General features: G+C 72.0%; 22 protein-coding genes, 2 tRNA genes and 1 pseudogene. 10 read left to right on the plus strand and 15 right to left on the minus strand.

What is annotated here, in order from left to right:
• Window positions 1-310: 310 nt before the first annotated feature.
• From ABT129_RS36525 to ABT129_RS36545, 5 genes are all read left to right on the plus strand, one after another.
• Window positions 311-475, plus strand: a complete 165-nt coding sequence (locus ABT129_RS36525; protein WP_351910309.1) for a hypothetical protein — start codon at window positions 311-313, stop codon at window positions 473-475.
• A 9-nt stretch (window positions 476-484) separates the two neighbouring features.
• Window positions 485-778, plus strand: a complete 294-nt coding sequence (locus tag ABT129_RS36530) for a Dabb family protein (protein ID WP_351910311.1) — start codon at window positions 485-487, stop codon at window positions 776-778.
• A gap of 245 nt (window positions 779-1,023) precedes the next feature.
• A complete protein-coding gene (locus tag ABT129_RS36535; protein WP_351910313.1) occupies window positions 1,024-1,866 on the plus strand; it encodes an RNA polymerase sigma factor SigF in 843 nt (280 codons plus the stop codon).
• A gap of 235 nt (window positions 1,867-2,101) precedes the next feature.
• Entirely contained in the window at window positions 2,102-3,007 is a 906-nt protein-coding gene (locus ABT129_RS36540; protein ID WP_351910314.1) for an RNA polymerase sigma factor SigF, read from the plus strand.
• Between the two features lie 50 nt (window positions 3,008-3,057).
• Window positions 3,058-3,867: a hypothetical protein gene (locus ABT129_RS36545; protein ID WP_351910316.1), complete on the plus strand. Its 810-nt coding sequence runs from the start codon at window positions 3,058-3,060 to the stop codon at window positions 3,865-3,867.
• Window positions 3,868-3,969: 102 nt separating this feature from the next.
• Here the strand turns inward: ABT129_RS36545 and ABT129_RS36550 are convergent, their stop codons facing one another.
• On the minus strand, window positions 3,970-4,908 hold the full coding sequence (locus tag ABT129_RS36550; RefSeq protein WP_351910318.1) for an oxidoreductase: 939 nt from the start codon (window positions 4,906-4,908) through the stop codon (window positions 3,970-3,972).
• Between the two features lie 81 nt (window positions 4,909-4,989).
• Here ABT129_RS36550 and ABT129_RS36555 point away from each other — a divergent pair, with 81 nt between their 5' ends.
• Window positions 4,990-5,619: a TetR family transcriptional regulator gene (locus ABT129_RS36555; RefSeq protein WP_351910320.1), complete on the plus strand. Its 630-nt coding sequence runs from the start codon at window positions 4,990-4,992 to the stop codon at window positions 5,617-5,619.
• Window positions 5,620-5,693: 74 nt separating this feature from the next.
• On the opposite strand, the gene ABT129_RS36560 is transcribed toward ABT129_RS36555, so the two are convergent.
• Complete coding sequence (locus ABT129_RS36560; RefSeq protein ID WP_351910321.1) at window positions 5,694-5,933, minus strand: hypothetical protein; 240 nt, start codon at window positions 5,931-5,933, stop codon at window positions 5,694-5,696.
• Window positions 5,934-6,134: 201 nt separating this feature from the next.
• Here ABT129_RS36560 and ABT129_RS36565 point away from each other — a divergent pair, with 201 nt between their 5' ends.
• Both ABT129_RS36565 and ABT129_RS36570 read left to right on the plus strand, forming a co-directional pair.
• The gene (locus ABT129_RS36565; RefSeq protein WP_351910323.1) at window positions 6,135-6,578 is read left to right on the plus strand and encodes a MarR family winged helix-turn-helix transcriptional regulator; all 444 of its coding nucleotides are present in this window, start codon (window positions 6,135-6,137) and stop codon (window positions 6,576-6,578) included.
• A 93-nt stretch (window positions 6,579-6,671) separates the two neighbouring features.
• Window positions 6,672-8,201, plus strand: a pseudogene (locus tag ABT129_RS36570) (MDR family MFS transporter); the annotation flags it as partial.
• A 132-nt stretch (window positions 8,202-8,333) separates the two neighbouring features.
• Here ABT129_RS36570 and ABT129_RS36575 read toward each other — a convergent pair.
• The 13 genes from ABT129_RS36575 to ABT129_RS36635 form a co-directional block, all read right to left on the minus strand.
• Entirely contained in the window at window positions 8,334-9,188 is an 855-nt protein-coding gene (locus ABT129_RS36575) for a TetR/AcrR family transcriptional regulator (RefSeq protein WP_351910327.1), read from the minus strand.
• Between the two features lie 36 nt (window positions 9,189-9,224).
• On the minus strand, window positions 9,225-10,760 hold the full coding sequence (locus tag ABT129_RS36580; protein WP_351910329.1) for an MFS transporter: 1,536 nt from the start codon (window positions 10,758-10,760) through the stop codon (window positions 9,225-9,227).
• A 97-nt stretch (window positions 10,761-10,857) separates the two neighbouring features.
• On the minus strand, window positions 10,858-13,113 hold the full coding sequence (locus ABT129_RS36585; RefSeq protein WP_351910331.1) for an ArnT family glycosyltransferase: 2,256 nt from the start codon (window positions 13,111-13,113) through the stop codon (window positions 10,858-10,860).
• The gene (locus ABT129_RS36590) at window positions 13,110-14,381 is read right to left on the minus strand and encodes a bifunctional glycosyltransferase family 2/GtrA family protein (protein ID WP_351910333.1); all 1,272 of its coding nucleotides are present in this window, start codon (window positions 14,379-14,381) and stop codon (window positions 13,110-13,112) included. The genes ABT129_RS36585 and ABT129_RS36590 overlap by 4 nt, the downstream gene beginning before the upstream one ends.
• A gap of 26 nt (window positions 14,382-14,407) precedes the next feature.
• Window positions 14,408-15,940, minus strand: a complete 1,533-nt coding sequence (locus ABT129_RS36595) for a sensor histidine kinase (RefSeq protein WP_351910335.1) — start codon at window positions 15,938-15,940, stop codon at window positions 14,408-14,410.
• Window positions 15,941-15,946: 6 nt separating this feature from the next.
• Window positions 15,947-16,690 carry a response regulator transcription factor gene (locus ABT129_RS36600; RefSeq protein ID WP_351910337.1) on the minus strand — a complete coding sequence of 248 codons (744 nt, stop codon included), beginning with the start codon at window positions 16,688-16,690 and terminating at the stop codon, window positions 15,947-15,949.
• Between the two features lie 85 nt (window positions 16,691-16,775).
• Entirely contained in the window at window positions 16,776-17,687 is a 912-nt protein-coding gene (locus ABT129_RS36605) for an amidohydrolase family protein (protein WP_351910339.1), read from the minus strand.
• Window positions 17,680-18,015, minus strand: a complete 336-nt coding sequence (locus ABT129_RS36610; RefSeq protein WP_351910341.1) for an antibiotic biosynthesis monooxygenase family protein — start codon at window positions 18,013-18,015, stop codon at window positions 17,680-17,682. Before ABT129_RS36610 ends, ABT129_RS36605 begins: the two co-directional genes overlap by 8 nt.
• A 211-nt stretch (window positions 18,016-18,226) precedes the next feature.
• Window positions 18,227-19,102 (minus strand): DUF2797 domain-containing protein, encoded by an 876-nt coding sequence (locus tag ABT129_RS36615; RefSeq protein ID WP_351910343.1) that lies wholly within the window; start codon window positions 19,100-19,102, stop codon window positions 18,227-18,229.
• Between the two features lie 215 nt (window positions 19,103-19,317).
• Window positions 19,318-20,142, minus strand: coding sequence for a BRO-N domain-containing protein (locus ABT129_RS36620; RefSeq protein WP_351910345.1), 825 nt, complete (start codon window positions 20,140-20,142; stop codon window positions 19,318-19,320).
• Between the two features lie 127 nt (window positions 20,143-20,269).
• On the minus strand, window positions 20,270-20,635 hold the full coding sequence (locus ABT129_RS36625) for a PH domain-containing protein (protein ID WP_327163245.1): 366 nt from the start codon (window positions 20,633-20,635) through the stop codon (window positions 20,270-20,272).
• A 157-nt stretch (window positions 20,636-20,792) separates the two neighbouring features.
• Window positions 20,793-20,865: transfer RNA gene (locus ABT129_RS36630), tRNA-Arg, on the minus strand.
• Window positions 20,866-21,078: 213 nt separating this feature from the next.
• Window positions 21,079-21,169 (minus strand) — tRNA-Ser (locus ABT129_RS36635).
• Window positions 21,170-21,532: 363 nt separating this feature from the next.
• Here ABT129_RS36635 and ABT129_RS36640 point away from each other — a divergent pair.
• Together ABT129_RS36640 and ABT129_RS36645 are read left to right on the plus strand one after the other, a co-directional pair.
• Window positions 21,533-21,955, plus strand: a complete 423-nt coding sequence (locus tag ABT129_RS36640; RefSeq protein WP_351910349.1) for an SSI family serine proteinase inhibitor — start codon at window positions 21,533-21,535, stop codon at window positions 21,953-21,955.
• A 123-nt stretch (window positions 21,956-22,078) separates the two neighbouring features.
• The coding region (locus tag ABT129_RS36645) for a PAS domain S-box protein (protein ID WP_351910347.1) at window positions 22,079-22,413 on the plus strand (335 nt) is incomplete at its 3' end.

A 22,413-nucleotide genomic window follows, 5' to 3' on the forward strand; every position in this document is an offset into this window, starting at 1 on the left:
GCGGCCGGGGCCTTCTCCGTAGGGCGGGGGGAGCGGCATCGGGGGGACAAGCCGCTCCCCCCGATGAGAACCGGTCCTACAAGTCCTGCGCCGCGTTCAGGGGGGAAGCTCGCGGCGCGGACCCCGCAGTGCGGGCCGGTCCCAGGAGCCCTTCGGATTCCTGCCAGATCCTCCGGGCTCGACATCCATCCTGCTCGCCCGTCACCCTTCCGGGGGGCGGCAAAAGGCCTCGATCTCCGGGCCCTTGGTCCATAAAGGCTCGGTTAGAGTGGCGCGGTCGTACGGCGGGGGAACTGGGGAGGGCTGGCTCATGGTGCAAGCGAAGAAGATCGCGCTGTACGCGGTGGTGGTCTTTGTGCTGTACACGATCGTCACGTCCCCGGCCCGGGCCGCCGATCTCGTACAGGTAGGGTTCGAGGGCATTTCCAGCGCCGCCCAGGGTGTCGGCGAGTTCATGACCGAACTCATCAACTAGGAGCCCTTCGTGATCCGCCATCTGGTCCTCTTCAAGCTCAACGACGGTGTCACGCGTGACGAGCCGCGTGTCGTCGCCGGTGTCGAGGCGTTCCGCGCGCTCGGCGACCAGATTCCGGAGCTGAGGTTCTGGGAGTGCGACTGGAACATCACGGACCGGCCGATCGCGTACGACTTCGCCATCAACTCGGCCGTCGAGGACAAGGACGCCCTCCAGCGCTATCTGGAGCACCCCGCGCACCAGGCGGGTGTCGCCCAGTGGCGTGAGTTCGCCACCTGGGTGATCGCGGACTACGCGTTCTAGTCCGTTCCGCGCCGGGGTCCGACACGTTCGCCCCGCAGGCCCTCCACCCTCGGGGTGGGGGGCCTTTTCCGTCCGTGATTCCGTGCGTGACCTCCCCTTTTTCCGCCAAAATGCCCTCAACACGTCACTATGCGGTGCTTGCACACAGTGGACATGTCTTGTGATGCTATGACCGCTTTTGACGGATGAGTTGACCGTAGTTGACCCGGTCGACCAGCAGGACCAGCCAAAGGGGTGGCGTGAACGTGCCGGCCAGTACAGCGCCTCAAGTCCCGCCCCAGCACGAGGCGGGCGCGGAGACCCCGCGCCCGCGCCCCCAGAGCACCCGGGGCGCCGACACCCGCGCCCTCACCCAGGTGCTCTTCGGCCAGCTCAAGAACCTGGAACAGGGCACCGCCGAGCACCACCGGGTGCGCGGCGCCCTCATCGAGGCCAACCTGCCCCTCGTGCGCTACGCGGCGGCCCGCTTCCGCTCCCGCAACGAGCCGATGGAGGACGTCGTCCAGGTCGGCACCATCGGCCTGATCAACGCCATCGACCGCTTCGACCCCGACCGGGGCGTGCAGTTCCCGACCTTCGCCATGCCGACGGTCGTCGGCGAGATCAAGCGGTACTTCCGCGACAACGTCCGCACCGTGCACGTGCCCCGCCGGCTGCACGAGCTCTGGGTCCAGGTGAACGGCGCCACCGAGGACCTGACGACCGCTCACGGCCGCACCCCCACGACGGCGGAGATCGCCGAACGGCTGCGCATCGGCGAGGACGAGGTGCTCGCCTGCATCGAGGCCGGACGCTCGTACCACGCCACCTCCCTGGAGGCCGCACAGGAGGGCGACGGGCTGCCCGGACTGCTCGACCGGCTCGGCTACGAGGACCCGGCCCTGGCCGGCGTCGAGCACCGCGACCTCGTCCGGCACCTGCTCGTACAACTGCCCGAGCGGGAGCAGCGGATCCTGATGCTGCGCTACTACAGCAACCTGACCCAGTCCCAGATCAGTCAGGAACTGGGGGTCTCCCAGATGCATGTGTCAAGGCTCCTCGCCCGGAGCTTCGCGCGTTTGAGATCCGCAAACAGGATCGAGGCGTAACCGGAACGGGTAGACCGGTTCGGAGCAGTTCCGCGGCACCCCAAATGCCGTACACCCCTTGTTTCCTGCGGATATGCACCCTCGTCTTGTCGACAAGTCACTACAGCGTGTTGCCGACATGTGACATTCTGCTGGAACCGAGTTTGCCGCAGCCCCGCCGCCGGTATTCAGGTGGTGGCTGCGTTCCTCAGATGGTCGCGGCCACCGCGACCGTCCGCGACCTCAAGGGGGTGGCATGTCCACAGAACTGGGCAGCTCGAAGGTGCTCACGCTCACGCCCGTTCCCGTGCCCACGCAGACGACGGCGCCGACCGCGACCGAGAGCGCGGAGGCCACGCCTCCGCCCCTGGTCGTCACGTCCGGAGCCCTCGACACCCGCACCCTCTCGCGCTCCCTCTTCCTGCGGCTGCGCGCGCTCGACACCGAGGGTGCCGCCGCGGACAGCCCGGAGCGGACCTACGTCCGCGACACCCTCATCGAGCTCAACCTCCCCCTCGTGCGCTACGCGGCGGCCCGCTTCCGCTCCCGCAACGAGCCGATGGAGGACATCGTCCAGGTCGGCACCATCGGCCTGATCAAGGCGATCGACCGCTTCGACTGCGAACGGGGCGTGGAGTTCCCGACGTTCGCCATGCCGACCGTCGTCGGCGAGATCAAGCGCTTCTTCCGCGACACCTCGTGGTCGGTGCGCGTGCCGCGCCGGCTCCAGGAGCTGCGCCTCGCCCTCACCAAGGCCAGCGACGAGCTCGCCCAGAAGCTGGACCGCTCCCCCACCGTCCCCGAACTCGCCGCCGTGCTCGGGGTGTCGGAGGAGGACGTCGTCGACGGCCTCGCCGTCGGAAACGCCTACACGGCCTCGTCGCTCGACTCGCCCTCGCCCGAGGACGACGGCGGCGAGGGCTCGCTCGCCGACCGCCTCGGCTACGAGGACACGGCGCTCGAAGGCGTCGAGTACCGCGAGTCCCTCAAGCCGCTGCTGGCCAAACTGCCGCCCCGGGAGCGGCAGATCATCATGCTGCGCTTCTTCGCCAACATGACCCAGTCGCAGATCGGCGAGGAGGTCGGCATCTCCCAGATGCACGTCTCGCGGCTGCTCACCCGCACCCTCGCCCAGCTCCGTGAGGGCCTCATCGCGGACTGACTTCCGCGAAGGACTCCCGAGTTGACGGTTCGTCAGACAGACTGGCGACCATGAGGCGAAGGAAGCCGGGACTCGTGGTGGTGGCGCTCTGCCTCGGTGGAGCGCTGACCGCCTGTGGCGGAGGAGACGGCGAGGGGTACGCGGCGGTGGGCGCCGGCCCCGCTCCCAGGGGCGCGGCCACCCCCTCGGGAGCGGTCACCCTGGTCCCCCTGGACCCACCCACCGCCGGCGAGACCGCCTCCAGCACCTCGTCACCCCCGTCGGCCCCGGACCTGCTCCCGGCCGCGTCGTCCGGCGCCGCCGACCCCGCGCGTACGGGCACGGGCACGGGCACGGGCACGGGATCCGGTACGGACGCGGGTACGGCTCCGACGACGACGCCGGGCGGCTCCGGCTCGGGAGGCGCTTCCGGGGGCGGCAGCGGTTCCGGCGGCGGCTCAGGCGGTACGCCGCCGCGCCCCGGCGGCAGTACCGCTCCTCCCCGTACCCCCTCCGCGCCCCCGCCGAGCCCCGGCACCGGCACGCCCACGCCCGCCCCCACGGCCACCCCCGGCCCCGCCGTGGTCCTCGTCTCCGCGCCCGTCCTCGCGGACGGCGACCGGCGCTGGTGCGAGCGGGTGACCGTCACCTTCCGGAACAGCGGCGGCACGGCGGCCCGTACGGGCACCGTCACCTTCGCCACGCACGTCATCGGCGCCCTGGGCGTCGACTGGGCGACGCTCACCTCCACCCAGCCGCTGCCCGCGCCGATCGCCGCCGGGGCGGCGCGCACGGAGACGTACACCGTGTGCGTGGACTCCTGGCGGGTGCCGCTGGGCATGCGGATCGACACCCGGAAGGTCTCCGCCACCTGGCAGTGAGGGCTGCCCGGCGAGGATCGTCCCGTAGCGAGGGGCTGCCCGGCGGGGAGGGCCGTCGCGCGGTGAGGGCCGTCCGGCGGCGAAGGCTCCGGTAGCGGCGGGCTATCCGGCGGGGACCGGGTACCGCACCTCGGTGAGCCGTTCCGAGAGCTCCCACAGCCGGGCGCCCGTGGCGGGGTCGGCCGCCGCCGTGGAGAGGCGTACGCGGGTCGGGTTCCCCCGCAGTTCGGCCGGGCCGTCGGGGCCGATGTACTCGCCGCCCTCGATGTCCGCTCCGGTCGCCGCGTACAGCTGGGGCAGCGCACCGCGCTCGGGGCGCTGGGCGAGCAGCGGGTTGCCGATGCGGCCGAAGACCAGCTTGGCGAGGCCGGAGGTGTCCCGGGTCTGGAGCCGGGTGGCGGTGTATCCGGGGTGGGCGAGGACGGCGCGGACCGGGCTGCCGGCCCCGGTCAGACGCCGGTGCAGCTCCTGCCCGAAGACGGCGTTGGCGAACTTCGACTGGTCGTAGAAGGTCATGGGCGTGTAGCCGCGCTCGCCGGTGAGGTCGTCGAAGTGGAGGCGGCCCTGGCGGTGCCTGATCGAGCTGACCGTGACGACCCGGGGGTCCCGCCCGGCGGCGAGCAGGTCGAGCAGCAGGCCGGTGAGCGCGAAGTGGCCGAGGTGATTGGTGGCGAACTGCAGCTCGTGGCCCTGGGGGCTCAGGGTGCGGGGCGGCGCCATCACGCCCGCGTTGTTCACCAGGACGTCGAGGCGCGGGTGCTCCGCGCGCAGCCGGCCGGCGAAGGCGCGTACCGAGTCGAGGTCGGCGAGGTCCAGCGGGCGTACGTCGAGGAGGTCCGGCGCGATCCCGGCCGCCGCGAGCGCATCGGCGGACCGACGGCCCTTCTCCTCGTCCCGTACGGCGAGGACCACCCGCCCGCCCCGGCGGGCGAGCTCCCTGGTGGTGGCGAGGCCGAGGCCGCTGTTGGCTCCGGTGACGACGAAGACCCGCCCGGTCTGGTCCGGGATCCGGTCGGCGGTCCAGCGCTGCTTCTTGGTCATGCGACACACGCTGCCGCTTGTGTCACCGAGTGTCAAGCATGACGCTCCATGTCAAAGGAGGCACCGCGTTACCATCGGCCCATGACCACCCGCTCCGACGCCGGACCCGTCAGCCTCGCCCAGCGCAAGCGCCAGCTCGTCGCGACCGAACTCACCGAGGCGGCCCTCCAACTGCTCGCCCTCAAGGGCTTCGACGCGGTGACCGTCGACGAGATCGCGACCACCGCCGGGGTCTCCAAGCGGACCTTCTTCCGGTACTTCGGCTCCAAGGAGGACGTGGTCGTCCAGTTCCTGGCGGACATGGGCGCCGACATGCGCGCGGGCCTCGCCGCCCGGCCCGCCGACGAGCGCCCCTCCCGGGCACTGCTGCACGCCGTCTCCGTACCGCTGACGACCTGCGGGGACCACTCCGGGCGGGCGTTGCCGGTGGTCCGGCTGATCCTGCGGACGCCCGCGCTGCTCGCCCGCTTCCTGGAGCACCAGGCGCGGTGGCGCGACGAGCTGACGGAGGAGCTGGCCGCGCGCCTGGGGCGCGACCCCGGGACCGACCTCCATCCCCGGCTCGCGGCGGGCATGGCCCTTGCGGCCTTCGACACCGTCCTGCACCGGTGGAGCGACGGCGACGGCGGGCGGAGCACGGAGGACCCGGGCGCGCTGATCGAGGAGGCCTTCGCGGTGCTCGCGCCCGCCCTGGACTCCGTCACCCCGTAGGGAAGAAGAAAGGTGGGCCGGGTCCGCGCGGTGCGGATCCGGCCCACCCGGGGCGTGCGGAGGGTGCGGAGCGGTCAGCCGAGGGCCAGCCAGGCGACGGCCGCCAGGATGACGATCACCGCCACCACTCCCACGATCAGGCCGACCTTCGGTCCGCCCGAGGCGGCCACGGCCTGCGGCTGCTGCCGCTGCGGGGTGCCCTCGTCGACGAAGGCGCGGAACATCTGCGTGTTGCCGGCGGGGTCGTAACCCTCGGGGCCCTGACCCTGAGGGTTCTGGCCCTGGCCGTACGGTGCTTGGGGGTTGTGTGCCATGGGCCAGGACCCTAGCGAAGTCGGGGTGAGGGGCCCAAGCCCGGCTCCCCCGGTCCGGACCCGGGGTGGGCTCCGGGGCGGGACCGGGGGACTCCGACCCGCCTTTGCCGATTCTTTAGCGCCGTTTGACCGATTTAGTTTGCCTGGAGCAACCATCCATCTCTATGGTTGCCCTAAGCAACAACATCAGTGGGGTGCCCGATGGACAGAGGCAATCGATACGAGAACCTCGCCCGCCAGGTGAGTGCCATCGGAGCGGTGAAGCGCGGACTCGCGCGGACCCTGCCCGCCGACTGCCCCAGCGGCTCCGCCATCGTCCTCGCCCTGCTCCATCACCACGGCGACATGCGGATGGGCCGGGTGTCCGAACTGATGGCCGTCGACATGTCGGTCAGCAGCCGGCACGTGGCCCACACCGTGGACCGCGGATGGGTCGAGCGACTGCCCGACCCCGCCGACAGGCGCTCACGCATCCTGCACCTGACCCGGGCGGGCGAAGACATGCTCGCCGTCCTCGACCGACGGCTGACGGACATGCTCGCCCGCACCCTCGCGGAGTGGTCCGACGACGACGTCGAACTGCTCACCACCCTGCTCGCCCGACTCCGCGATTCCTTCGGGGACTGCCGGGCCCACCACGCTTGAGAACGAAGGAAGTTGATGGCAACCACCACACCAGAGGCCGGTGTGCGCGGCGGGAGCGCCAAGGAGGGGGACATCGCCTCCGGCGGCGCCCCGATGACGCACCGGCAGATCATGGAGGCGCTGTCCGGGCTGCTGCTCGGCATGTTCGTCGCCATCCTGTCCTCGACGATCGTCTCCAACGCCCTGCCCCAGATCATCACCGACCTGGGCGGCGGCCAGTCCGCCTACACCTGGGTGGTCACCGCCGCGCTCCTTTCGATGACCGCGACCACCCCCCTCTGGGGCAAGCTCGCGGACCTCTTCTCCAAGAAGCTGCTCGTCCAGATAGCCCTGCTCATCTACGTGGCGGGCTCGATCGTCGCCGGTCTCTCGCAGAGCACCGGCATGCTCATCGCCTGCCGTGTCGTCCAGGGCATCGGCGTCGGCGGTCTGACCGCCCTCTCCCAGATCATCCTGGCCGCGATGATCGCCCCGCGTGAGCGCGGCCGGTACAGCGGCTACCTGGGCGCGACCTTCGCCGTCGCCACCGTCGGCGGCCCGCTGCTCGGCGGCGTCATCACCGACACCGACTGGCTCGGCTGGCGCTGGTGCTTCTACGTGGGTGTGCCGTTCGCGTTCATCGCGCTCGTCGTCCTGCAGAAGACCCTCAAGCTCCCCGTCGTGAAGCGTCAGGTCAAGGTCGACTGGGCCGGTGCCGTCTTCATCAGCGCCGCCGTCTCCCTGCTCCTCATCTGGGTCACCTTCGCGGGCGACAAGTACGACTGGGTGTCCTGGCAGACGGCCGTGATGGTGCTGGGCGCGATCGCCCTCGGCGGGATCTTCGTCCTCGTCGAGTCGAAGGCGAGCGAGCCGATCATCCCGCTCCGCCTCTTCCGCAACCGCACGATCACCCTCGCCTCGCTCGCCTCGCTCTTCGTGGGCGTCGCGATGTTCGCCGGCACGGTCTTCTTCAGCCAGTACTTCCAGCTGGCCCGGAACGAGTCGCCGACGATGTCCGGCGTCCTCACCATCCCGATGATCGCGGGTCTGTTCGTCTCCTCCACCGTCTCCGGCCTGGTCATCACCAAGACCGGCAGGTGGAAGGCGTGGCTGGTCAGCGGCGGCGCCTTCGCCGCGGGCGGGCTCGGTCTGCTCGGCACGATCCGCTACGACACGACGTACTGGCACATCGCGATCTTCATGGCGGTCCTCGGCCTGGGCCTCGGCATGATGATGCAGAACCTGGTGCTCTGCACCCAGAACCAGGTGGCCCCGGCCGACCTCGGCTCCGCCTCCTCCGTCGTCACCTTCTTCCGCTCCCTGGGCGGTGCGATCGGTGTGTCGGCGCTCGGCGCGGTCATGGCCCACCGGGTCACGGACTACGTCAAGGAGGGGCTGACCGAGCTCGGTCCGAAGGCCGCGGCCGCCATGGGCCAGGGTGGCTCGGGCGGTGGCATCCCCGACATGGACAAGCTGCCGGCCCCGATCCGCACGGTCATGGAGGACGCGTACGGCCACGGTGTCGCCGACGTCTTCCTCTACTCGGCGCCGTTCGCGCTGCTGGCCTTCGTGGTGACCCTGTTCATCAAGGAAGTCGCCCTGAAGAGCAGCTCCGGCCCGGCGAAGGGCTCGGAGTCCGAGGCGAGCTGACCACATGACTCCCGGCCGCGCTTCGAGCGGAGGCGCGGCCGGGCGCAGTACGGAGCGGCGGGCAGGGGACGGCCCGCCGCTCCGTCATGTTCCGGGGCCGGTGCCGGTGCCGGGGCCGGTGCCTTCTCAGGGAGCGGTGCCGGGGCCGGTGCTTTCTCGGGGAGCGGTGCCGGGGCCGGTGCTTTCTCGGGGAGCGGGGCCGGGGGCGGGGCCGGGGCCGGACTCGCGGGCCACCATGGCGTCGATGCCGGCGACCAGGACGTCCAGGGCGTAGGCGAAGTCGCGGTCCCAGATCTCGCTGACGCTGCCGTGCGAGGCCCGCTCGTCGAGGATCTCCGCCATCGGTTCGAGGGCCTCCACGAACGCCGGGTCGTTGCGGAAGGCCTTCATCGACTCCCCGTAGAAGTCGTCCTGCGACATGCCGGCCTCCGCCGCACGGCGCTCGAACTGCGACTCGATCGTTCCGTAGCCGTACACGAACTGGAAGACCGCCGACATCGCGCTGGGCTGGCGGTCCATCGGCAGGCCGGTGTCCACGATCGCTTCCTGGATCTTGCGGCCGACGGCGATCGCGTGCGGGCCGATGTTCAGGTACTGCCCGGCGCTCGGTGACATCCACGGGTGGCGGACCAGCATCCGGCGGTAGTCCAGGGCGAGGACCCGGATCCGGTCCCGCCAGTCGCCCGCGGCGTCGACCGCGTCGAGGTCGATCTCCCCGTAGACGGTGTCCACGCCGTACTCGATGATGTCGTCCTTGGTGTCCACGTACCAGTACAGGGACATCGCGGTGACGTTCAGCTCGGCCGCGAGCTTGCGCATCGACAGCTTGGAGAGGCCCTCCTGGTCGAGCATCCGGATCGCGGCGGCCACGATCCGGTCCCGGTCGAGCCCCGAGGGCCCCCCGCCGCTGCGGGGGGCCCTCACCTCCAGCCAGACGCTGGAACGCGCCGGGTTCTTGGCCCGGTCTGCTGCCTTGACCATCGCGTTCCTCCGTCTGTCAGCGGTACGGATCCAATGCTATGCAGCCACCCCCGTCCGCTCCTCCCGCTGCCGGTCCCGCTGCTCCGTCCGCTCGGCCCGCTGGAGCAGCGCGGCCGCGACCAGGCCGCCGGCGAAGACGGCGATCGCGCCGACCAGCTGGCTGGTCTGGAGGCCGGAGGCGAACGCGTCGGAGATCTGCTGCCGCTCGGCCTCGCCGTCGGCGGCGGCCAGGGCGGCCGGGAGCGAGGTCGCGGTGACGGCGACGAGCGCGGCGAAGCGGGCGTTGAGCACGGCTCCGAGGACGGCGACGCCGAGGCCGTTGCCGAACTCGGCGAGCGTGCCGTTGATCCCGGCGCCCACGCCCGCCTTCTCCGGCGGGATCGCGCTCATGATCGCGTTGGCCATGGCCGGGGAGGAGACGGCGATGCCGCCGCCCATCAGGACCAGGCCGAGGAGCATGCCCGCGTAGCTGCCGTCGGTGCCGCCGCCGAGCAGCGAGATCGAGGTGAGGCCGCCGGCCACCAGGGTCATGCCGAGCACGACGGTGGGCGGGGTGCCCAGCTTCATGACGATCTTCGGGCCGATGCCGGTCAGGTTGAGGCCGACGATCGTGAGGGCGAGCGGCGCCATCCGCAGACCCGCCTCCAGCGGCTCGTAGCCGAGCACGAACTGCAGGTGCTGGGTGAGCAGGAAGAGCGAGCCGCCCATGCCGAAGACGACCAGGATCGAGCCGCCGATGGCACCGATGAACTTCTGGTTCCGGAAGAAGTGCATGTCGAGCATCGGGAACGGGGTGTGCAGCTCCCACAGCGCGAACGCGGCGAGACCCAGCACCCCGACCGCGGCCGGGACCAGCACCTCGGCGGAGATCCAGCCGTGCTCGGGGCCGCTGATGATCGCGTACACGACGGCGGTCATGCCGATGGTGGAGAGCAGCGCGCCGAGCAGGTCGGGTCGGTCGCCCTGCGGGTTCTTGGACTCCGGTACGAGCTTGAGGACGGCGACGAGACCCACGATCGCGACCGGGATGTTGATCAGGAAGATCATTCCCCACCAGAAGTGGTTCAGGATCACGCCGCCGATCAGCGGGCCGCCGGCGAAGCCGAGGGAGGCGACGGTGGACCAGAGCGCGATGGCCTTGACCCGCTCCGAGTCGTCGAAGATCTGCATGACGACGGCGAGGGTGGTGGTCATGAGGAGCGCGCCGCCGACGCCCATGCCCGCGCGGGCGGCGATCAGCTGGGTGGTGGAGTCGGCGAGTCCGGCGGCGAGCGAGCCGAGGCCGAAGAGCGCGAGACCGATGGCGAGCAGCTTCTTGCGGCCGTAGCGGTCGGCGGCGTTGCCGGCGGTGAGCAGCAGGCCGGACTGGACGAGGGAGTACGCGTTGATCATCCACTGGATGTCGGTGGTGGTCGCGTGGAGTTCCGAGGTCAGCGAAGGGATGGCGACGCTGAGCACGGTGTTGTCGAGCAGCACGGTGAGCTGGGCGAGGCAGATGACGCCGAGGATCAGCCAGCGCTGCGGGTGACCGCCTGGGGCGGTCTGTTCGTTCGCGGCGGTCGTCGCCGTCATGAGCAGGACTCCTTGTACGGTGTACGGGACTGGGTCTCGTACACCGTACAAGGGCTCTCGTACGCTGTATAGCGAATTCCTGGTGCCGGGGGCGGGTCTACTTCTCCTCGGTCAGGTCGTAGAAGGTGGCGCTGCCGACCGTGACCTTCTCGAAGGTCTCCGAGACCCAGGTGGAGATCTCCGAACCGCCACCGGGACCACCGCCGCCGCCCATCCGGCCGCCGCCGCCCTCACCGCCCGCACCGGCGCCGCCCTCGCCGCCGCCGATGAAGTAGTGGATCTTCCCCTCGGCGACGTACTGCTTGAACTGCGCGAGCGTCGGGGACGGGTCGCTGCCGTTGAAGCCGCCGATCGCCATGACCGGCTTCTCCGTGGCGAGCTGGTAGCTGGCCGCGTTCTGGGCGCCGACCGTGGCCGCGACCCAGGTGTACGCGTCGGCGTTCGCGAGGAGCGCGCTCTTGGCCTCCGTACCGACGCTGGCGCCGTTGAGCAGCCCGCCCATGCCACCGCCACCGCCCGGGCCTTCGCCCCGGGTCATGCCTCGGGGAGGAGCACCGCCGGGGCCGCCGGGCATCTGGCCCTGGGGCTGAGCTTGGCCTTGGCCACCGGGCATCTGGCCCTGGGCCTGGCCTTGGCCACCGGGCGTCTGGCCCTTGGCCTGGCCTTGGCCTTGGCCACCGGGCAGCTGGCCGCCCGTACCGCCGGGGCCGCCGCCCTGGCCTCCCTGCGTGCCGGGCAGCCGGCCGCCTTGGCCGCCGGGGAACATTCCCCCGCCCTCGATCATCCTCATCATCCCGCCGCCGGGCCCCCGGCCGCCCATCGCGCCGCCCGCCGGGCCCGCCGTCACGATCGAGCCCTGGTGACCGGCGTCCACCGTCGCCAGGGTGTACGCGAACGGCCCCGCGAGGCCCGCCGCCAGGCCGAGGCCCGCGACCCCGAGTCCGAGCCGCCGGTCCGCCCGGCCCGCGAACAAGAGCCCGAGCGCGGCGACCGCGCCCGCGACCAGGACCGTCCAGCGCAGCCACGGCAGCCACTCCGGCGTACGCCCGAGGAGCGTCCAGCCCCAGTACGCCGTCAGCGCCACCGTCACCGCGAGGGTCGCCGAGGCGGGCCACCGGGTCCGTTCCTCCCAGAGCACCGCCGCTCCCATGCCGACGAGCGCCGCGAGGTAGGGGGCCAGCGCCACCGTGTAGTACTCGTGGAAGATGCCGGCCATGAAGCTGAACACGGCGAGCGTGATCAGCAGCGAACCGCCCCACACCAGGAACGCGGAGCGTGCCGTGTCCGTCCGGGGCGCCCGCCAGGTGACGACGAGCCCCGCGACGAGCAGGACCAGCGCGGCCGGGAGCAGCCAGGAGACCTGGCCGCCGACGGAGTCGTTGAACATCCGGCTGATGGCGGTCTCGCCCCACCGGCCACCGCCACCACCGCCGCCTCCTCCGCCGACGCTGCCGGTCTCGTTGCCGTTGATGCGGCCGAGGCCGTTGTAGCCGAAGGTCAGCTCCAGGAAGCTGTTGTTCTGCGAGCCTCCGACGTACGGGCGGGAGGACGCCGGCCACAGCTCGACCAGGGCCACCCACCAGCCCGCCGACACCAGCATCGCGAGCCCCGCGAGGGCCAGTCGGCCGATCCGGCGGCCGATGCCGCCCGGTGCGCAGACCCCGTGGACGAGGGCGAGCGGCGGCAGGATCAGGAAGGCCTGGAGGGTCTTCGCGAGGAACGCGAACCCGAAGGCCACCCCGGCCCACACCAGCCACTTCGCCGCGCCCCGGTCCGACTCCAGGGCACGCAGCACGCAGTACACGGCGACCGTCATGAGCAGGGCGAGCAGCGCGTCCGGGTTGTTGAAGCGGAACATCAGCGCGGCGACGGGCGTGAGCGCCAGGACCACGCCCGCGATCAGGCCCGCGCCCGCGCCGAACCGGCGCCGTACGGCCGCGTAGAGCACGGCGACGGTGGCCACGCCCATGAGCACCTCGGGCACGAGGATCTGCCAGGAGCCGAGGCCGAAGAGGCGGACGGAGAGGGCCATCGGCCAGAGGGCGGCCGGGGGCTTGTCGACGGTGATGGCGTTGGCCGCGTCGAGCGAGCCGAAGAAGAAGGCCTTCCAGCTCTCGCCGCCCGCCTGGACGGCGGCGGAGTAGAAGGAGTTGGCGTAGCCGGAGGCGCTCAGGTTCCAGAGGTACAGCGCGGTGGTCACGGCGAGCAGTCCGAGGAAGGCGGGCCGGACCCAGGGGGCGTCCTCGGCGCGTCCGCGCCAGAGGCGGGCGAGCCGTCCGGCGCCGGGCACGGCGGCGTGGGCCGCGCCGGAGCCGGACCCGCCCGCGGGGGCCGCCAGGGGAGTCGAAGTCATCGGTCGTTCCTTGGGGTGGGCCGCTCGGGGAAGACCCAGAGCCGGAAGAGGAGGAAGCGCAGGACGGTCGCGGCGAGGTTGGCGACGACCAGGACGGCGAGCTCGGTGGAGTGCGCCGGGGCGCCGGTGGCGGCGCCGAGGGCGGCGAGCGAGCCGCTGGTCAGGGCCAGGCCGATGGCGAAGACCACGAGCCCCTGCGCCTGGTGGCGGACGGCCCGGTCCCGGCCCCGGACGCCGAAGGTGAGGCGCCGGTTGGCCGCCGTGTTGGCGACGGCGGAGACGAGGAGCGCGGCGGCGTTGGCGAACTGCGGGCCGAGGCCGAGCCGGAAGAGCGAGTACAGGGCGAGGTAGAAGAGCGTGGACAGCACGCCGACCACGCAGAAGCCGACCAGCTGACGGGCGAGTCCGCCCGGCACACCACTGAGTTCGCGGTCCCGGGGGTCGTCCCCGAAGGGCCTGGCGAGCCGGTCGAGCGGCAGCGAGCCCGTCGCGAGGGCCCGCCCCACCCGCCAGACCCCCTTCAGGTCGTCGGTGGCGGTGCTGACGATGTGCACGGTCGAGTCGGGATCGTCCACCCAATCGACCGGTACCTCGTGGATGCGGAGCCCGGCGCGCTCGGCGAGGACGAGCAGCTCGGTGTCGAAGAACCAGCCGGTGTCCTCCACCATCGGGAGCAGCCGCTCGGCGACATCCCGCCGGATCGCCTTGAACCCGCACTGCGCGTCGGAGAACCGGGCGGCGAGCGAGCCGCGCAGGATCAGGTTGTAGGCCCGGGAGATGAACTCCCGCTTCGGCCCGCGCACCACCCGCGAGGAGCGGGCGAGCCGGGAGCCGATCGCCAGGTCGGAGTGGCCGGAGATGAGCGGCGCGACCAGCGGGAGCAGGGCGTTCAGGTCGGTGGACAGGTCGACGTCCATGTAGGCGAGGACGGGCGCGTCCGAGCCCGCCCACACCGTCCGCAGCGCCCGGCCGCGCCCCTTCTGCTCCAGCCGTACGGAGCGCACCTCGGGCACGTCGGCGGCGAGTCCCGCGGCGACGTCGGGGGTCGAGTCGGTGGAGGCGTTGTCGGCGACGGTGATCCGGAAGCCGTACGGGAAGGTGCGGGAGAGGTGCTCGTGGAGCCGGCGGACGCACGGCTCCAGGTCCTTCTCCTCGTTGTAGACGGGGATCACCACGTCCAGGACGGGCCGTCCCGCGATGTTCACCGGCAGGTGTTCCCGGGCGGGCAGGGCGCCGGAGGTGGGCCCCGCGATCGTTGGGGTTCGCATGCCCATGACCCTCGCCGGGGCCGCTGTCACGGCTGTGTGATGAGCCTGTGCCCCGCCTGTGAGTGGGCGGCGGGCGGCAGCCGGACGGCGAACACCGTCCGGCCGGGGGCGCTTTCGACGGTCACCCCGCCCCCGTGCGCGAGCACGACCGCCCGGACGATGGCGAGCCCGAGGCCGGTGGATCCGGCGTTGCGGGAGCGGGAGGCGTCGCCGCGCGCGAACCGTTCGAAGACGGAGGGCAGGAGGGAGGGCGGGATGCCGGGCCCGTCGTCCTCGATCTCGACGATCACCGCCTCGGGCTCCGTCCGGACCCGGGCGGTGATCCCGGTCCCGGGCGGGGTGTGCGTACGGGCGTTGGCGAGGAGGTTGACCAGTACCTGCTGGATCCGCGCGCCGTCGGCCCGTACCGGCTTCCCGCCGTCCTCGGGCAGCTCCAGGCTCCAGCGGTGATCGGGTCCGGCGGCGCGGGCGTCGCTCACGGCGTCCACGACCAGGGGCACCAGGTCGGTGCTCTCGTACGAGAGGGGGCGTCCGGCGTCGAGCCGGGCGAGCAGCAGGAGGTCCTCCACCAGGCCCGTCATCCGGGTCGCCTCGGACTCGATCCGGCCGAGCGCGTGCCGGGTGTCGGGCCCGCACTCCTCCCCGCCGCGCCGGGTCAGCTCCGCGTACCCCCGGATCGAGGCGAGCGGGGTGCGCAGTTCGTGGCTGGCGTCGGCGACGAACTGCCGGACCCGGGTCTCGCTCTGCTGGCGCGCGTCGAGGGCCGAGTGGACGTGGTCGAGCATCCGGTTGATGGCGGCGCCGACCTGGCCCACCTCGGTCCTCGGGTCGGCCTCCGTCTCCGGGACCCGCTGATGGAGCGCCACCTCCCCACTGTGCAGCGGCAGCCGGGCGACCTGCCGCGCGGTGACGGCGACCCGCCGCAGCGGCCGCAGGGCCACCCGGACGAGCACGGTTCCGGCGAGCGAGGCCGCGAAGAGCCCGGCGCCGGTGACGCTCAACTCCACCAGGACGAGGGTGGAGAGGGCGTTCTCGACCTCGGTGAGCGGGATGCCGGTGAGAAAGGTGCCGTGGCTGCCCTCCGCGTACGCGACCCGGTAGGTGCCGAGGCCACCGGGCAGGTCGACGGTGTGCGGCCGCCCGTCACGCGGGACGGCGGCGAGCGCGGCCCGCTGGGCGCCGTCGAGCGTCTTGATCCGGAACTTCTGCCCGTACCCCCCGCTGTCCTCGGCCTCCGCCGAGTAGCCGGCCGTGGTGACCACACCGTCCATGAGGACCGCGCCGAGCGTGCCCATCGGGATGCTGGGGCCCACGACGAACCCGAGCGGGTCCTTGCCTCCCCGGTCCGGCTCGGGCAGGGCGCCCATGACGGGCGGCGGGCCAGCGGCCCGGTTGGAGACCGCGCGGACCTCGCCGTCGGCCTGGTCGTACAGGTACGAGCGGAACGCGATCGTCGTGACCGTGCCGATGACGGCCGCGACGACCGCGATCAGCGCGACCGCCGAGACGACGAGACGGGTCCGCAGCGACCACGGCCGTCGCGCCGCACGTCGGAGCACGGGCCGCTACTCCCCCGGCTTGATGAGGTAACCGGCCCCGCGCCGGGTGTGGATCATCGGGGCGCGCCCCGCGTCGATCTTCCGGCGGAGGTACGAGATGTAGAGCTCGACGACATTGGCCTGGCCGCCGAAGTCGTACGACCAGACCCGGTCGAGGATCTGCGCCTTGCTGAGCACCCGGCGCGGATTGCGCATCAGATAGCGCAGCAGCTCGAACTCGGTCGCCGTGAGGTGGATGGACACCCCGCCCCGGGTGACCTCGTGGCTGTCCTCGTCGAGGGTCAGGTCCCCGACGACGAGCAGCGACTCGCTGCGCGCCATCGCCGCCCCCGACCTGCGGATGAGCCCGCGCAGCCGGGCCACCACCTCCTCCAGGCTGAAGGGCTTGGTGACGTAGTCGTCGCCGCCCGCCGTGAGCCCGGCGATCCGGTCCTCGACGGCGTCCTTCGCCGTCAGAAAGAGGACCGGTACGTCGGGCAGCTCACGCCGGATCCGGCCGAGCAGACTCAGCCCGTCGACGTCGGGCAGCATGATGTCGAGGATGACGACGTCGGGCCGGAACTCACGCGCGGAGCGCAGGGCGGCGGCCCCGTCCCCGGCGCTGCGCACCTGCCAGCCCTCGTAGCGCAGGGCCATGGAGAGCAGCTCGGCGAGCGAGGCCTCGTCGTCGACGACGAGGACACGGACGGCGGTTCCGTCGGCACGGAGCAGGTCGGCGCGGGTGCCGGGACGGCGTGTGGTGACGGTCATGGACCCACGCTGTCGGCCGCCGCTGAGAGGCCTCTTTCCCTTTCCTGTGAATTCCCTGAGAAAGGCCGCGGCGGTGGTGAGGCGCTCAGCGGTCCAGGGGCGGTTTCACGTGAAACAACGCGGCCGCGTTGCAGTACAGGACGCCCCGGAGCCAGTCGTCCCCGAGCCCGAGGCGTTCGAGGGCGTGGAGCTGATGCGCGTACGGATACGGGATGTTCGGGAAGTCGGTGCCGAGGAGGATCCGGTCGCCGAGCTCCACGAGCCGCTTGAGCTCCGCCTCGGGGAAGGGCGCGAGCCGCTCGCTGAAGTCGGTGAAGGCCATGGTGGTGTCGAGGTGGACACCCTCGTACCGCTGGGCGAGGTCGAGGAAGTCCGCGTACTCGGGCATCCCCATGTGGGCGACGATCACCCGCAGCCGGGGGTGGCGGGCGAGCAGCCGCCCCATGGGCCCGGGGCCGGTGAAGTTCCCCGGGCTGGGACCGGAGCCGCAGTGCACGACGACGGGGGTCTCGCTGTCGGCGAGGGCCCCCCAGGCGGCGTGCAGCCGGGCGTCGGTCGGGTCGAAGCCGCCGACCTGGAGGTGGACCTTGAAGACGCGGGCGCCGGCGTCGAGCGCCCCGCGGACGTACCGTTCGACGCCCTGCTCGGGGAAGAGGGTCGCGGTGTGCAGACAGTCGGGGGTACGGGCGGCGAAGTCGGCGGACCAGGAGTTCAGCCAGGCGGCCATGCCGGGCTTGTGCGGGTAGAGCATCGCGGTGAAGGCCACCACTCCGAAACCGCGCAGGAGGGCGACCCGGCGCTCCTCCTCCTCGCGGTAGGTGATGGGCCACTCCACCCCGGTCAGCGGGCCGACGGCGTCGAAGTAGGCCCAGACCTTGTCGAGGACGTTCTGCGGCATGAAGTGGGTGTGCACGTCGACCAGGCCGGGAATCCCGAGCCGCGCGACGAGGGCCCGGATGTCGTCGCCCTCGCCCCCGGCGCCGCTCTCGCTACGCACGCTCAAAGCTGTAACTCCGCTCGACCTTGCCGATGTGGACGCTGTAGCTGTCGTACCAGTGCTTCCGCCCGTGCGCCTTGGCCGCCTGGTGCGCGGTGTCGAGCCGCCAGGTGTCGAGGGACTCCAGGTCGCGGAAGTAGGCGACGGTGATGCCGATGCCACCGGGGGTGCGGGCGGCCTCGTAGCCGAGGAAGCCGGGGATCTCGGCGACACGCTCCTGCATGTCGGTGGCCGTCTCGGCGTAGCCCTCGGGCGCGTCCGGGCGGACGGAGGTGAACACAGCGGTGTAGTAGGGCGGTTCGAGGTCCGCCACCAGCTTGGGGGTCATGTGATCACCCTCGCCGGGCAGGGGCGGGGCTGTCCACGGCGCCCGGGCAAAGGGATCCAAGACTTTACGAAGCGACGACGACGGGCCGGAAGGAGGCTCGTTCGCGCCGGATTCGACGCCGACCGCTCGGCAGGCCCCTCCCTGCGCCCCGACGTCGGCGACAGCCCTCGGAGGAACTCTCCCTGGGCGCACCCACGTCGGCGACGACCGGTCAGAAGAGCTCTCCCTGGGCGGTCGGGTCGGCGGCAGCCGCCACCGCCGGTGTCACCGGCGCGGAGAAGGCGACCTCCCCCTCCCCGGCGCCCCGGAGCACCCAGCCGCCCATCAGCCGGGTGTCGAGGGCGAGACAGCGGCCGGTGGGGTCGAGGAGGTGCAGATCGGGCCCGGCGGCGGCGAGCAGGCGTCCGGTGACGACGCTCCCGTCGACCAGTTCGGAGACCGTGCCGGCGAGCGGCGGCAGCCCGTCGAGCCCGAAGGCCTCGGCGTGGTCGCGCGGCACGAACTCCAACGGCTCCAGCGTCTCCGTCCAGCCGCCGACCTCCCGTGCGCGCCGGTGCAGTTCCCCGACCTCGCCGGCCCGGTCCAGGACGGCCGGCAGAGCGTGCCGGGCGGCCCGCTTCCGCTCGTACGCCACGCGGTCCGGCACCCCCAGCGCCTGCCGGAGCACCTCCTCGGTCCGCCGGGCGGCCATCAGAGGCCCCCGCCCGAGCCAGCTGAACGTGACGGCACCCTGTTCGAGGAGCCGGGCCTCACCCCGGGCCTCGGCGGTGATCCCCACCTTGGTCATGCCGGGTCCGAACCAGGCCAGGTAGACGCGGTACGGCTGCGGATCGTCGAGGAAGGTGTCGGCGGCGACCGAGTGGGCCCGGTCGAGTCGCGCGCACTCCGGGCACCGGCCACCGGTGGCCCGGCCGGGCACCACGGCCTCCAGCGGGCAGGGGTTGTCCCGCGCGCCGGGACATCGCCGCTCCCCCGCGGCCCGGAAGGCGAGCGCCTGCCCGTACCCGAGGGCGCTGACCCTCCCGCCGTGCCAGCGCAGCCCCGGCACTCCGCCGCTCCAGGTGATCCCCCGGCACCGCCATTCCACGCCCGCTCCTCCTCCGTGCGAACTCCCCGACTCCCCGACCCCCCAGTCTCCGCCACTCCCGCCCGGCCCCGCCCCCACCCCGGAGCCACCACCCGGCGGGCACCCTCAGGCCCCTCGGACATTCCCCTCAGGGAAACCGCTCTGAGAAACCGCTCAGGGGCAGCCCCTCACCGCACCCCTGCGGCGGTACGCCCTCAGACATTCCCTCGGACGCCTCAGGGCAGGACGTAGATCCGCGCCCCGTCCGCGTCCGGCCCCCCGACCTCCCGCATGCAGCCGCGCTCGACGAGGAGGCGTACGCAGTCCCGGACCCGCTCGCGGGAGAGACCGGTGCGCCGGGTGACGTCCTGGGCCCGGTAGCGGACACCGCCCCGGACCAGTGCGGGGGCGAGGCAGGTGGCGACCACCCACACGTCCCCGGTGACGGCCCAGGACTCGACGAGCTCCTGCGGGGTGAGCGCGACGACGGCACCGGTGCGCTGGCGGGGCACGGCGAGCCGCTCAAGGGATTCGGCGACCCTTGAGAGACTCCGCCGCGTCTCGCGGAGCAGCTCCGCGTACTCGGTGTGCTCGGCGTACGCAGCGGCGCCCTCGTCGAACTGCCCGTCGAGCCGTACGAGGACGTCGACGAGCTCCGGCGGCAGGACGAACCCGGTGTGCACCGGGGAGGGTTCGAGCCCGTACCCGCCGTACCGCTGGACCGCCGCTATGACCTCGGCCGTCCACGCCCGGAAGGGCCCGGCCTCCGGCTTCCGGCAGGCCCCGACGAGCTGGACGAGCCCCTGCAGACTCACCATCCGCGTCGACGCCCTGATCCCGCACCGGCCGGGGAGCTCCCCGTCCCCGGTGAGCTCCCGCGCCGACGTCAGGCACGTGTCGGGCAGCACCACCGTCCGCAGCGCCTCGCGCGTCCCCGCGTACCCGAGCCGCTTCGCCACATCCACGACGGGGAACCAGTGGGTCCCGTCGGGCGCGGTCAGCCGCCGCAGGGGCGCGCCGGTCGCGGCGTAGACCAAGTCATCGATGTCGATCGCGTCCATCGATCATCACCTCCGCCACGCAAGCTAGGACGAAGGCATATTCAACTGACATGCAAATCAGACAGGTTCACCCAAAAGGGGAGGGGTTTCCCGGGAAGATCCCGGGAAACCCCTCCCCTCGGCGCACCTACTTGGCGACGAACTGCGTCAGGATCGCCTGCACCTCGTAGATGTCGACGCCCTTGGTGAAGGTCTTCTGCACGGGCAGCTGGCTGCCCGAGATCCAGATCTTCAGCTCGGCGTCGAGGTCGAAGGTGCCGGCGGTCTCGACGGCGAAGTGCGTGATGCTGCGGTACGGGATCGAGTGGTACTCGACCTTCTTGCCGGTGATCCCCTGCTTGTCGACCAGCACGAGGCGCCGGTCGGTGAAGAAGATCGTGTCGCGGATCAGCAGGTACGCGGCGTGCACCTGCTCGCCCGGCCCGAGCAGCCGCGCGTAGTCCTGCTGCGCCTGCGCCGGATCAATCGCGTGCGCGTTCCCGAAGAGCGCCATGCCCCAACCCCCACATTCGAGATGAAAGAACGATCATCCGACCCTAACCCCCCGCCCCCGGAAGCCGAAGGCCCCGACCTCCCGAGGAGGCCGGGGCCCGTGCGCCACGACACAACACGAGAGGCCCCGGACTCTCGTCCGGGGCCTCTCGTTCATGTGCACTCGGCAGGATTCGAACCTGCAACCTTCTGATCCGTAGTCAGATGCTCTATCCGTTAAGCTACGAGTGCTTGTTCTTTTTTTTCTTGTCTTCGCTCTCCGGCCTTTCGACCCGCTCGCGGCGACAGGAAGAACATTACATGACTGCCGCCGTCATGTGAAATCCGATTGCCCCACCCCTTGTGACCTGCGAAAACGCCGTGTGAGAGCCGGTGGGCCCGGTCGGCGCGGCGAGCCCGGAACGGCCGAAGCCCCGGCCTTGGAGGCCGGGGCTTCGGTAGGGGCGGAGGCGGAGGGATTTGAACCCTCGATGGGCTTTAAGACCCAAACCGCATTAGCAGTGCGGCGCCATAGACCGGACTAGGCGACGCCTCCATGCACCTCGCGCATGCGCGGTTGGTGCGTGCAGATGATGACACAGGCGAACCGGGTGTCACCAATCGATTCTCACCGTACTAGCCCTCCGGGGTCGAGGGCAAAGCCCCCGACCCCCGTCGTGCCGTCCGCGGAAGCGATCCCGGCCGGCCGCGGGAACCCCTCCGCCGGGAACGACCCCGCCCACCCGAGCCGCCCCGGCCGCTACGGGAACGGGCGGGCGCGCCCGGGTCCGCGCCCGCCCGCCCGGCGCACCCCGCTTGCGCAACGCCCGGCCGCCCGGAGCGTTAGACGGGGCGGGGGCACCCCATGGACCCGCCCCCGTGCACCCGCCCCGTCGCCCCCCCGTTCCTGGAGATCCGCATGCTGCGCCACCTCGCCCTCGCCACCCTGGCCACCACCGCCGTCGGCACCGCCGGGTTCGGCCCGCTGCCGCTGCCCCTGTTCGCGTCGCCCGACACGCTGAAGGTGACCGTCGCCGAGAGCGGCTACCCGAACGCCGACGGCACCTTCGAGCTGACGTGCGACGGCCGGGCCGGCGGCAACCACCCGGCCCGCGAGGACGCCTGCGAGCGCCTCGGACAGCTCGCCGAGGAGGGCGCGAACCCGTTCGGGCCCGTGCCCGCCGACCAGCTCTGCACGCAGGTGTACGGCGGGCCCGCCGTCGCGCACGTCACCGGCACCTGGCAGGGCCGTACCGTCGACGCCCGCTTCTCCCGGGCCGACGGCTGTGAGATCGACCGATGGGAGAACCTGGAGCCCGTCCTTCCCCTTGTCAGGGGATGAGGCAGGGATCACCCCCGGAGGCTCCCTTAGACTCCCCTCAGTGACAGGCTGCGGCCCGAGGGGCAAGATGGGCCGCCGACCGTTGGGCAAGCACGTGCAGTGCGTCAGGGAGGAAGCGTCGTCGTGAGCAGCAGGCCATCCCGAGGCGCTGCTCGCCTCGCAGCCATACTCGATGCCCTCCCCGACGGCCTCGTGCTCGTCAACTGCAACGGGACGGTCGTCAACGCCAACACGATCGCCCTCGGCATGTTCGAGACCCCGGGCACCGCGCTCGTCGGGCGCGGCCTGCTCGACCTGCTGCCGGACTTCGACTCCCGGCTCATCCCCGGCTCCATGCGCCGCCCCGAGGGCACCGACGAGCGAGGCCGTACCAAGCCGACCCGGATGATGGCCCGCCGCACGGACGGCAGCGAGTTCCCCGTCGAGGTGACCAGCGCCAGCCTGGAGGACGGCCGCGA

Source organism: Streptomyces sp. NPDC002057, from assembly GCF_040296665.1.
Taxonomy (GTDB): Bacteria; Actinomycetota; Actinomycetes; order Streptomycetales; family Streptomycetaceae; genus Streptomyces.